16 protein-coding genes are annotated in these 11788 nt (G+C 35.9%); 13 read left to right on the forward strand and 3 right to left on the reverse strand.

What is annotated here, in order from left to right:
- Positions 1–237 precede the first annotated feature (237 nt).
- From MKY30_RS11075 to MKY30_RS11095, 5 genes are all read left to right on the forward strand, one after another.
- Positions 238–1425 carry a DUF4317 domain-containing protein gene (locus tag MKY30_RS11075; RefSeq protein ID WP_147210877.1) on the forward strand — a complete coding sequence of 396 codons (1188 nt, stop codon included), beginning with the start codon at positions 238–240 and terminating at the stop codon, positions 1423–1425.
- A 176-nt stretch (positions 1426–1601) separates the two neighbouring features.
- Positions 1602–2036 (forward strand): GNAT family N-acetyltransferase, encoded by a 435-nt coding sequence (locus MKY30_RS11080; RefSeq protein WP_339284747.1) that lies wholly within the window; start codon positions 1602–1604, stop codon positions 2034–2036.
- A 42-nt stretch (positions 2037–2078) separates the two neighbouring features.
- Positions 2079–3455: an MFS transporter gene (locus MKY30_RS11085; RefSeq protein ID WP_341083928.1), complete on the forward strand. Its 1377-nt coding sequence runs from the start codon at positions 2079–2081 to the stop codon at positions 3453–3455.
- Between the two features lie 63 nt (positions 3456–3518).
- The gene (locus tag MKY30_RS11090) at positions 3519–3710 is read left to right on the forward strand and encodes an FMN-binding protein (protein WP_147210880.1); all 192 of its coding nucleotides are present in this window, start codon (positions 3519–3521) and stop codon (positions 3708–3710) included.
- 322 nt (positions 3711–4032) lie between these two features.
- Positions 4033–4482, forward strand: coding sequence for a hypothetical protein (locus MKY30_RS11095; protein WP_341083930.1), 450 nt, complete (start codon positions 4033–4035; stop codon positions 4480–4482).
- Positions 4483–4581: 99 nt separating this feature from the next.
- Here the strand turns inward: MKY30_RS11095 and MKY30_RS11100 are convergent, their stop codons facing one another.
- The 3 genes from MKY30_RS11100 to MKY30_RS11110 form a co-directional block, all read right to left on the reverse strand.
- Entirely contained in the window at positions 4582–5490 is a 909-nt protein-coding gene (locus tag MKY30_RS11100) for a hypothetical protein (RefSeq protein WP_156985690.1), read from the reverse strand.
- A gap of 12 nt (positions 5491–5502) precedes the next feature.
- Entirely contained in the window at positions 5503–5859 is a 357-nt protein-coding gene (locus tag MKY30_RS11105; RefSeq protein WP_156985689.1) for a hypothetical protein, read from the reverse strand.
- Between the two features lie 299 nt (positions 5860–6158).
- Positions 6159–6353 carry a hypothetical protein gene (locus MKY30_RS11110; RefSeq protein ID WP_147210883.1) on the reverse strand — a complete coding sequence of 65 codons (195 nt, stop codon included), beginning with the start codon at positions 6351–6353 and terminating at the stop codon, positions 6159–6161.
- 261 nt (positions 6354–6614) lie between these two features.
- Between MKY30_RS11110 and MKY30_RS11115 the strand changes: the two genes are divergently transcribed.
- The 8 genes from MKY30_RS11115 (at position 6615) to MKY30_RS11150 (ending at position 11780) form a co-directional block, all read left to right on the forward strand.
- Positions 6615–7463, forward strand: a complete 849-nt coding sequence (locus tag MKY30_RS11115) for an AraC family transcriptional regulator (protein WP_341085622.1) — start codon at positions 6615–6617, stop codon at positions 7461–7463.
- Between the two features lie 102 nt (positions 7464–7565).
- The gene (locus tag MKY30_RS11120) at positions 7566–8156 is read left to right on the forward strand and encodes a hypothetical protein (RefSeq protein WP_341083931.1); all 591 of its coding nucleotides are present in this window, start codon (positions 7566–7568) and stop codon (positions 8154–8156) included.
- A 135-nt stretch (positions 8157–8291) separates the two neighbouring features.
- Positions 8292–8561, forward strand: coding sequence for a YhdT family protein (locus MKY30_RS11125; RefSeq protein WP_147210885.1), 270 nt, complete (start codon positions 8292–8294; stop codon positions 8559–8561).
- 41 nt (positions 8562–8602) lie between these two features.
- A complete protein-coding gene (gene panF / locus MKY30_RS11130; protein ID WP_156985687.1) occupies positions 8603–10036 on the forward strand; it encodes a sodium/pantothenate symporter in 1434 nt (477 codons plus the stop codon).
- A gap of 113 nt (positions 10037–10149) precedes the next feature.
- On the forward strand, positions 10150–10614 hold the full coding sequence (locus MKY30_RS11135; RefSeq protein WP_246145160.1) for a hemerythrin domain-containing protein: 465 nt from the start codon (positions 10150–10152) through the stop codon (positions 10612–10614).
- Between the two features lie 217 nt (positions 10615–10831).
- On the forward strand, positions 10832–11167 hold the full coding sequence (locus MKY30_RS11140; RefSeq protein WP_147210887.1) for a DUF5362 family protein: 336 nt from the start codon (positions 10832–10834) through the stop codon (positions 11165–11167).
- A 124-nt stretch (positions 11168–11291) separates the two neighbouring features.
- Positions 11292–11414, forward strand: a complete 123-nt coding sequence (locus tag MKY30_RS11145) for a hypothetical protein (RefSeq protein ID WP_341083935.1) — start codon at positions 11292–11294, stop codon at positions 11412–11414.
- A gap of 24 nt (positions 11415–11438) precedes the next feature.
- Positions 11439–11780, forward strand: a complete 342-nt coding sequence (locus MKY30_RS11150; RefSeq protein WP_281289852.1) for a GNAT family N-acetyltransferase — start codon at positions 11439–11441, stop codon at positions 11778–11780.
- The last annotated feature ends 8 nt before the right edge of the window (positions 11781–11788 follow it).

An 11788-nucleotide genomic window follows, 5' to 3' on the forward strand; every position in this document is an offset into this window, starting at 1 on the left:
CAGACTACCAAAATAGTAAGTTATAATATTAAATGTTTGTTAACAAAAAAACGAATTAAAAGGGATTCAATCATCGGAATCTATATTAATCCAGTTTTCTTTTGCTTAAAAATCTCACTTAAGTAAAAGTACATCTTCCACTGAACCCAGCATTGTTTTATGATAAAATGGATAGATACTGCTGAGAATCTAACAGCAAAAGTGATAAGCCGATTAAGAATCAGAGGAGAATCCATTTTGAATAAAAAAGATATTGCAGATATAAAAAAACAATTCAAAGTAAATAATGATTTATTAAAAATCCAGGATATTTTTAATGTATATATTATGAAGGAATCAAGTGAAATCTATCATTACGAAAGTACACCGTTTGAACTGCTGGAGGATGAGCAGAAGGACTTGTTTATGGCGAATTTTAAAAAGGTGCTGACAGGCCAGTTAGATCAGAAATTATTCGAGCTTAAGTTTCAGCGTGATGTGGAAGATAGCAGTCAGCTCATACTTCATAAGGCAATGCTCTCAGGAGATACAGAGGAATGGAAGGAGCAGATGCTGGAGCTGGTAGCGAAAATGCTGAAGGATAAGCAATATGAGATGGATATTGTAGTTACATTTATCCACGGGGAATACGCAAAGCCTGCGAAACGGAGTAATGAAGAATCGGAAGAAAGCAGCCGGGACAGAGTTTATTCAAGTCCTTTTATTTTATGCAGCATCAACAAAACGATGGACCCGAAAAAAGAGCTGCTTTTCGATTATGTGGAGAAGGAGTTTAAATACCATTTTGTCGTGGATCCGGTAATTAATTTAAAAGCGCCGATTGGCGGTTTCTTATTCCCATCCTTTACTGGCGGTGCGGCAGATGTGAATCATGTGCTTTATTCCGCCTCTAAACCATATGAGCTGGATTATCATCTTATCGAAGAAGTTCTGAATGCTGAGGAAGCAATGACAGCAGAGGATGATAAGATTGTATTCGAAGAGATTGTAAAGGATGTTGCAGGGGATCAAATTAATACGACAACACTGGCGAATGTATATGATGAGATTCAGCGTGTTGTGGAAGAAAATGAAGAGCCTGATACACCAAAACTGGATTATCGGGATGTAGAAAAGGTATTAACCAGCAGCGGTGTGCAGGATATTGATCCAGAAAAAGTAGAGTCCGCTTTTAAAAAAGTAATTGACGATGAAAAATATGAGCTCAAGGCAACGAGTGTGGTACCGAAATACACCTCGAAGTCCATTAAAATTAAAACAAAAGTTGCTGATATTAAAGTATGTCCGCAGGATTTACGCTATGTACGCCAGACAACGCTTGACGGCAAGCTCTGTTTAATGATTGAAGTGGAAGAAAACACAGTGATTGAAGGTTTTGAAATGATTCCAGAAGCAATATTCAATAGAGTAGAAGATAAAGAATAAAAAATGTTCTTATTATAAAAAGAAAGTGGTCTCTTGGTCAAAATTAGACTGAGAGGCTTTTTCAAAGCTTTTAAATCAAATAATCTATTATTGTTGCATTTACAACAATAATAGATTACCTTATAATGATAGCTACTATATTATTTAATAAAAATGAATCTGGAAAGGGGCACAGTATGACATATAAAATAGTAACAGAAGAGCAGGATTTACAGAAAGTTTTTGAAATTAGAAAAGAAATCTTTGTGAAGGAGCAGGAAGTGGCAGAGGAAGAGGAGTTTGATGAATTTGACTCGCTGGATGCTGACTGCGATCATATTTTAGTATATTACGACAATAAGCCTGTAGGAGTAGGAAGAATTAGAGCAGTAGAGGGAGTAGGGAAGTTAGAGCGGATCTGTATTTTGAAGCCCTATCGTAAATATGGTCTTGGGAAGACTGTCGTAAAGTCCTTAGAGGAAATCGCTTTAGAAAAAGGTCTGACTCAGGCAAAGCTGCATGGACAGTCGCATGCGGAAGCATTTTACCATAAGCTCGGGTATGAAACTGCTTCGGATGAATTTATGGAAGACGGGATTCCACATTATTTGATGATAAAACAATTCAACTGAATTTCACCTGGAATACAAGGTCAGAAGAAATGAGGAGGAGAAATGCAAAATAAATTAGAAAATAAAGGCGTCATTATTGTAACACTGGCTACTGCATTTTTGTTAACGTTTTGTCAGTTTCTATTAATTACGTCTTATCCGACAATTATGAGAGAATTTCAGGTTAATGCTACCGAGGTTCAATGGCTGACGACTATTTACTTATTAACAACGATTGTATTTATTCCGCTGACCGGGTATTTGTCCAATCGATTCTCAACAAAGGCTCTTTTAATTTTTGCCCTTATTTGTATGGCAGCAGGCCTTGTTGTAGGGGCGCTTTCACAAAGCTTTCTGCAATTAATTCTTGCCAGAGCAATACAGGCAGTTGGTACAGGTGTTATATTACCTGTTATCCAAACGATTTTAATTACCGTATTCCCTAAAGAAAGACGGGGATTTGCTCTGGGATTGCTAGGCGGAGTAGTCAATGTAGCACCGGCGAGTGCGCCATCATTGACGGGAATGATTATTGATGTCTTCCAATGGCGTATACTCCATTGGTTTATGCTGCCATTAGTTCTTATTCTGCTGATTATGGCAATTTTCTATATGAAAGATGTTTTGAAAAAGCAGGCAGCGCGTTTGGACATTCTCTCTGTTATTCTGTCAGCAGGGGCTTTTTCTTTGTTTATTTTCAGTATAAGTAATATTAGTATTGTCGGACTCAATTTGATGTTAGTTATCTTGCCATTTTTTATCAGTGCTGTTCTTTTATATCTTTTTGTCAGAAGGCAATTGGCTATTCAAATTCCGGTGCTCAACCTCCGTTTATTTCAAAATAAAACTTTCTTGTTGACTGTAGTACTTATTTTTATGAATATGATGCTGTTATTGTCAGCAGAAACGATCTTGCCGATGTTTGCTCAAAATGTATTAGAAACAAGTGCCTTTTTATCCGGCTTTTTATTAGTTCCAGGTACGGTTCTTCTTTGTATTGTATCTGTTATTTCAGGAAATTTATATGATCGGTTTGGTGGAAGAATGCTATCTATTATTGGTTTTTCCTCTACATTACTTTCCTTAGTTCTAATGATAAGCCTGCATATCGACAGTTCTCCATTCCTGATAATGATTTATTTTTGCTTCTTTATGACAGGCTTTGGACTGACGCTGATGCCTTTAGTTTCTGTCAGTGTAGATGTATTGGATGAGAAGGAGATGGCGCATAATTCGGCCATTATTAACACAGTGCGCCAATTGGGGATGGCTTTTGGTGTTGTTGTATTAACCACTGTTATCAGTGTGACCACTTCTATGATGGATGTCTCGGAGCAAGTAGGAACATATTGGGGCACAACATATGCATTTATTATTATGGCTGTGCTGGCCTTGCTTGGAGTTTTGTTGTCGATGCGCATTAAGGAGAAAACAGAATAGTGGAGTGTTGTTTAAGAAGCATCAATTAGGAGCTTGCGATTACATAGGATAAATGGTTATTGAATGTGGGCAATTGCATTATTGGGAAAGCAGAGTGAGATTCTTGATAAGCCGGACGATCTGGATACCGTTTTAAAAGAAAAAGTCAATGATCTGGAGAAGAATCCGGGTGCTGTTTCTCCTGCCTGGACACAGTACCGGGTCGTTGCCAAGGAAGCAGAATTCTGGCAGGCAGCAGAAAGCATGCCAGGTTAAAATATCAATTAATAAATGGAGTATGGGAAAAATATTTATTATGGCCTTGAAATTTGGTGAAAAGAAGCGCTAAACAACAGTGTTTCTTTTTTTTGGTTAAATGTTACCCTTACCCGAAAAAATAATACAAGATTTAAGAGAATTTATTTTACCTAAAGTAATTAAAAGAATATAAAAAACACTGACCGGCACTGTAGTTCGTTACAGTAAGTCTGAAAAGACCGAATCCGCATATATCGTGGTGGAAAAATATGGATATTACGATTTAAAAATCTCTATAAGAAATCATCCAATTTACACTACTGTAGATAAGGTTTTTTATATGACAGATTATACTGGATTTACGAACTTAGAGGAATCCATTATAGATTATGTAACTACTTTTGATTGGGAAACGAAAAAACAAAAATATCAATTACAAAAGTCTTCTTCAAAAAATTTAGATGCTACAGAGAATAATTTAAAATGCTACAAAAAAGAAAATCAGTATGAAGTTGATATGCTAATCAATATTATTAAAAAGAGGTCCAATATAGATGGAAAGCAAGTTGAATTAAACAGTATTAATACTTTATTGTTGTCTGTTACTCATTTATCGAAAAAAGAAAAATTGAGACTCATAAAAGACAGTTTAACAATGCAAATTAATAAACCGGTACATATTATACCTATCAAGCAACATAAAGGGGTTTTTATAACTAAAATAGAAGATTATAAGGATGTTGTACTTTTTGTAAATAATGGTAAAGCATTTCTAACGGAAATTAATTAAAAGATAAGGGAAGTACTTCCCTTATCTAAATTTAAATAAAAAAAGAAGCAGACTAACCCCGTGAACAAGAGGGAAAATCTGCTTAATATTTTTTCTTATCTAATTTAATGTAAAATTGGCTCTCCAAGTCCATTCATCATATTGACTTGGCAGCCCTGATACAGATACACCGCCTAAAGCAACACTAAGCGAAAGGTTATTTGGTAGATGAGGATGAATATGATGAGCAGAAATGGTTAATTGTTCTCCTGGCTTATATTGATTTTTAGATATATTTATTTGTTCATGCATAGATCCAAATCTACCTTGTACCCTACAAGTTTGATCTGGACAAGGAAACCGATACTCGCCTGTGAATCCATAATTACTGCTTAAATCCATAGGCATTGAAAAGTAAATAGTATCTCCAACAGGGTCAATTGCAGAACCCTCACCATAGGCAGTACCACTAACGGGTTGCCCAAATGCTCCCCAATGAACTCCTATCTTATCTTTAAATGTAAAAAACGGAGTCTGTTCCCAATGAACTCTATATTGAACTATGTATTGATACTGTGAGCTAGTCTCTCCGATTTTAAATAAATTAACACTGCCATTCCAATCACCATCTGAACAATTACCGTTAGTATCACTTGGTTTACAAGAGGCTAACGTGCCAACTTCTTCAGATTCTTCATCATCAATTATAAGTTTATGATCTACTTCTTCACTGTCAGGTTCTACTTTCATGCCGCCTAATTCTACAAATTCTTGTTTTAAATCAATAGGATAATGATTAATATCTTCCATCGAGTGACCTATTTCAATAAGTATTTGATTGAGTTCTTCTTCGTTTAGATTTTTTGCGTTTTCTGCAGGAGCTACTCTACCATCTTCCAAACTCTCAATATTTAATGAGTCATTTGAATCTTTTTCTTTTGCATCAACACTAGAAGAATCAGTATGAGTAAAAAACAAAAATATAATTGAACTTACAAAAACTACTATAGATAATAATGATTTTTTCATTTGTATCCCCTTTCAATTGTTTTCTAATAGGTACATATTTTTCAGGGTATATTTCTCACCATTCAGACTTTTCAAACCATTTTCCTTAATAACATCTACGTGGTAATATTCGTTCACTTTAATAGAATCCCATCCTCTATTAAAAGATACACGATTGGAATTTTCATCAATAAATTCAAAATTACTATCAATTTCTACAGTAACTGTTTCTCCCCAATCAATAATTTGAAAAGTAAGAAAATAGCTTGCGTCAGTATTTTGCACCTCTAAAATTTCAACTAGACCGATATATTCCTTTTTCACACTATAAAATAGTAAAAAGCTTACTATAACAAGTAAAATACTTATTACTAAAATTATCTTTTTCATAGTGTCCCACCTTAACAATCAATTTTATTACATTTAATGACTTTAAAATATACTATAGTACCCTCTCCTTTCCAATTTAGAACCAATTCTACCATAAATAACTATTAAAACAATCCCCACACTAAAAAATATTCAAAAAAGTTTATTTTTACAAACGCAATAATAAACTATTAATCTTAAAGAACAGGGGAAGGAACAATTCAATTGAAAATAAAATAAGATAAGGTTTCACCTTTATCTCAATAAACTTCCACGACGGAATTGTCTTCTTTTATTTGGAAGTACCTTACTTCGCCGTCTCAATGTTCGAATACAATTTCACCGGAAAAATGAGCTACTAAAAAGTAGTAAAATACCTGTTCATCTTCTTCACCAGGATCTAGTAAAAAATAACCTTGTGAAAAATCTTGCTCTGGATTAATACTTCTTTCGTCAAAAATCCATTCCCAATTGCCACCGTCAGGTCTAATATCATCATGCACTATTTCTACCATCGGAGCCTGTCTAGGTATGGCTGCAATGCCATGGAAATGATGAAGTCCCCGGACTACACCATTGATGAATTTAAATAATAGGAATGAAGTTGAATTTCATTGTATGGATTGTAATAACACAGTGTTTGAATGATATCAGGAAGAAAAAAACAATCATTTCGCAAGATATATCAAAAAATTAATGGAGGATTTTGATATTCTATAAATAAAGGAGGGGAGCTTACGTTGAATAACTATGAATTCGTTATAAAACAAACCATTATGTATATTGAGGAGCACTTGCATGAGTCTCTTACATTGGAAGATATTGCGCGGCAATCCAATTTTTCGAAATTCCACTTCCATAGAATATTTCAATCATCGGCAGGTATGACGATTACTGAATACATTCGGATGCGGAGGTTAGCAAATGCTTCTGTCGCCTTACTCTATTCAAACGAACGAATTCTTGACATTGCATTATACTATCAATTTGAATCACAAGAATCCTTTACAAGAGCATTTAAAAAAATATACAAGTTACCCCCCGGTCAATATCGCAGGCTGATGTCTGACGTGATAAAAAATAAGGAGGAATCGTACATGGAAACAAAAATAAAAGGTTGGTTTCTGAGTGGGTCAGATCCGTTTAGTTATGAAATGGGAGTTGATCATGAGATTGTTCACCAAGGAAAGGCATCTGGTTATTTGAAATCCAAAACAGTACTTGATTCAACGAATTTTGCAACGATGATGCAGGCTTTTAAGGCCAATCAGTTTGTCGACAAACGTATTCGGCTTTCATGTTTTATCCGTACAAAAGATGTAGAAACATACGCCGGGATGTGGATGCGGGTGGATGACACAATGGAAGATGTTGTTCAATTTGATAATATGAGTAATCGCCCTATTAAGGGCACTACAAACTGGAATCGTTATTCTATTGTTTTAGATGTACCTGAAAAAAGCGCTGTTATTTCGTTTGGTATCATTTTATCTGGCCAAGGAACGGTGTGGTCAGATCAATTTACCTTTGAAGAAGTAGATGAAAATACTCCGGCAACGAATCTGGAGATACAGGGTGAGCTGCAGGATAAACCAGTAAACCTGTCGTTTGAAGATGAAATATGATGGAAGCCTGAATTTAATACAGCTTCATTTGAGTTTTAGTAAGGAGTATTACAGCATCTCGAGAAGGGATGATCGATGTAATAAAAAGTGGAGGTGAATGAAATGTTAGGTGAGTTATTGAACGTTATTAAATTCTTGCTCGAAATATTTAAAGGGAATGTACCAATAATGCAGTTATACATAATGGTGGGGGTTTTATTGCTGGCAGTTGTTTGTGAAATTATATATGAAATGAAAAATGGGAAACATCGTTTATGGTATCTAATAATAGAACGCACCTTTCTAAATATAGTAGGTCTGTTATTCTATATAAGCTTTTATATGTTTGGTTTAAAAACTTTACTAAATATTTGGCCTTCCTTGATTTTAAATAATTCTATCGAAGCAGTAAGCTGGCTGGCAATAAACTCCTACATGAGTTTTGTTCTATTGATTCCTCTTGGGGTATATACAGTTAAGAGCAGAAACTTCAAATTTAAAGTATTTGGAGTCAGCTCTCATTTAATTCTTACCGGAGTTATTATTACGCTGGTTAATCGCTATTTTGCATTCAATATTGATTTTCCGGTACTATTAGGGATTTTGAATACCCTTGTTAATTCAGGGTTAACATTTTTTCTTATTAAATTTGGATACAATAATGAAGAAAGGCAGAATAATACTCGAAAATTATACAAGGCGACTTCTTCTTGATAGAAAGTCGTCTTTCTTCTTAAGGGGTATAAAGAAAATTTCCTTCATTCCTATTTACTGTTAATTAGTTTACAGTGAATAGAAAGTTGATTATAGTAAAAAAGAAAATAATCTATTCTGGATAGGAGCTTCTTTATGGAAAGAAAAGAATGGACGGATAAACGCTACAAAACTGCTAACCGTGAAGCTTGGCTGGGCGTAGGTCTTGTTATTTTTAATTTTATCTGGTGGTTTGGTTTTGCCTATGGGCTCGGGAATAAATCCCCGGAATCCTATAATTATATATTAGGCTTCCCAGCTTGGTTTTTCTTCAGCTGTATTCTTGGATTTATTGTGATGATGATTTTAACAATCCTTGTTGTTAAGTTCTTTTTTAAAGATATATCCTTAGAAGAGGAAGAGTAGATAAAAGACATTATATCTTATATACCAAAAGGAGTTCACTCATGAATTGGGAAGCAGTTTTACCATTATTTATCTTTATTAGCCTTGTTTTTATAGTGGGTATTTGGGCAGGTAAATTTGTCAGCCGCTCTGACTCGTTTTTACAGGAATATTTTCTTGGCGGAAGAAGTCTCGGCGGATTTATTTTGGCAATGACACTGGTAACTACATATGGAAGTGCGAGCAGCTTCCTGAGCGGGCCGGGAACAGCTTATAATGAAGGGCTTGGCTGGGTATTGTTATCCATGACACAGCTGGCCACAGGATATTTTGTACTGATGGTGCTAGGGAAACGGTTCGCTATCGTTACAAGGAAGTACAAGGCGGTTACGATTGTTGATTTTTTAAAGGAAAGATATCAGTCAAAATGGGTTGTACTTCTTTCGGCAGCCAGTATTTTGATTTTCCTGTTCTCAGCGATGTCTGCACAATGGATTGGCGGTGCACGCCTGGTTCAATCATTGACCGGAATACCTTATTTTACAGCTTTATGTATTTTTTCGTTTGCTGTTTTAGTATATGTTGTCGTTGGCGGATTTCGGGCAGTAGCTATTACAGATGGAATTCAGGGGATTATTATGTTTCTGGGCACGCTTGTTTTACTAGTTGCAGTTATTATTGCAGGTGGCGGCGTATCTCAGATTATGAGTGATCTGGCTGCAGAGAACCCCAATCTTCTTACGCCATTTGGTTCAGATGGAAGCCTGACGCCTGCTTATGTCTCTTCCTTTTGGGTATTAGTCGGAGTCGGAGTCGTTGCTCTGCCGCAGATTGCTGTCCGTGCCATGTCCTATAAAAATGCAAAGGCGCTGCATCGCGGTATTATTATCAGTACCTTTGTTGTCGGTTTTATTATGCTGAATATGCATTTAATCGGTGTGTTTGGCAGGACAGTACTTCCAGGGATTGAAATAGGCGATACAGTTATGCCAGAGCTAGCGCAGGCCGTTTTACCAGGCTGGGCAGCAGGAATTGTTTTGGCTGCTCCGATGGCAGCGATTATGACAACAGTTAACTCGCTGCTGTTAATGGTAAGTTCCACAATTGTAAAAGATGTCTATTTAAATTATGTCCGTCCAGATGCAGGTGATAAAACCATTCGCAGATGGAGTATGGGTGCTACCGCGTTAATAGGAATCATTGTTGTTTTCATGTCGCTGCAGCCGCCAGATTTAATTATCTGGCTGAATTTATTCTCCATGGGCGGTCTGGAGGCTGCTTTTATCTGGCCGATTATTCTCGGGCTTTATTGGAGGAGAGGTACAAAGCACGGAGCCATTGCTTCGATGCTCACCGGTGTCATCAGCTATATTATCTTTGAAACTTTTTATCCACAGCCATTTGGAATGCATTCTGTTGTAACATCTATGCTTTTGGCTTTAGCTGCATATATTTCAGGAAGCGTATTATCTGAAAAAGAAATCATAAAAAAGTGAAATAGTATAAAAGCAGATAGTCTTTGGTTTATACTAAAAAAAAGGGCAAAAAAAGGGCTTTTCTCTATTTTAACCGGGAGAAGCTGATCAGAAAGTGTCGGAGGTGTTTTATTGTGAAAAAGCAGAGGCATGATGGTTTGAAACCATTATCACATCACCATCATCATGCGTTAGTACAAGCGATGGAATTAAAGCAGGCCGGTACAGAAAAGACAGATAAATCATTAGGACAATTTATTCGGGGTCTTATTGATTATTGGGAAAAGGATGCTGTTCATCATTTTCGGGATGAAGAAGAAGTTTTGCTGCCCCTTTATGATGTATTTGCTGAAAAACCAGATACTGAATTAATGAAAGAAATGCTTTATCAGCATCTACAAATTCGCGGACTCATTTATGCTATACGAGAAAACAAGGAAGATCCATATGAAAAGATGAATCGTCTTGGTGAGCTTTTAGAGAACAATGTTCGTTTTGAGGAAAGAGAGATATTTCCAATAATAGAGGAAGCTGTTCCGGATAAATATCTGCATCAAGTATACGGAAAATTCCATCGTGATTCTTATAGCGGTTTTTAAATAATTGAAGAAATGCTGATTGTGGGAAGTTTATCCCTTAATCAGCATTTTTATCTGATGGTTCCCTTTTTATCCTGTCGGGCAGAACAGGAATCACAAATTTTAATCTTTAGAACGTGATAAGTGGTAAATAAATCAAATAATGAACTGGAAAATGTTTAACTAATCGATAGAAGGTGAATATAGTACTAAAGTCGTTAACAGGAGAGGAATTTTTATGGAGTATTTAGAAAGGGACAATTTAAAAAGAATAGCAAAATGGGGGAAATTAGTTGGTGTGACATCCATTATATTCAGCTCATTATCTATTATTGTAAGTTTCTTTGGGAGCCTCGGCGGAATTATCGGTGGTGTGACGGGAATTATAACGGGTTATCTCTTTTATCAGACAGGTGTGGAAGCTTCCAATATTATATCTTCAGATGATTTAACAGCAGGTAACGTGAATGAGCTGTTAAATAAGTACGGGAATTTATTATTAATCATGGGGATTTTAACAATTATTTCATTAGTATTGATTATCCCGTCAATTATTATATTACTATCCATGTGATAAAAAAGAGAATAAGGTATTTCGCTGACTCGATTAAAAATGCTGATGGAAGGGCAGACCGCCCTCCATCAGCTGTAATTCTATATGAGTCAGCAATATAGTTGCGGGTGAGGGAGAGGTTTTTGTGAGTGAAATACATATAACGACTTTTCCGCAAGAAGATATAGCGGAGATTGTTGACTTGTTTTACGCTACAGTAGAGGAAGTAAATCGAGCAGATTACAGTGAGGAGGAAATTGCCGCCTAGGCTCCTGCAGAAGAGAAAGAGAATATATTAAAGGAATGGGGAGCTTCTCTATTGAAAAATCAAACCTTCGTCGCAAAAATAAAGGAGCAGATTGTCGGTTTTGCTGACATTCGAGCTGACGGTTATTTAGACCGCCTGTATGTACATAAGGATAAACAGCGTTTAGGAATTGCTTCCGTTTTATTAATAGAGACAGAGAAGTGGGCAAGGAAGAAAGAAATTACGCTTATTTGGACTTTCTCAAGCATTACAGCAAGGGGATTTTTTGAAAGGTATGGCTTTGAATTAATTGAAGAAGAAAATGTAGAGAGAAAGGGCGTTTTATTAACCCGGTTTAAAATGAAAAAAATGCTGATTGAAGAGTAAGCCTCCTC

This window comes from Oceanobacillus sp. FSL W8-0428, assembly GCF_038004405.1.
GTDB classification, from domain to species: Bacteria; Bacillota; Bacilli; order Bacillales; family Amphibacillaceae; genus Oceanobacillus; species Oceanobacillus sojae.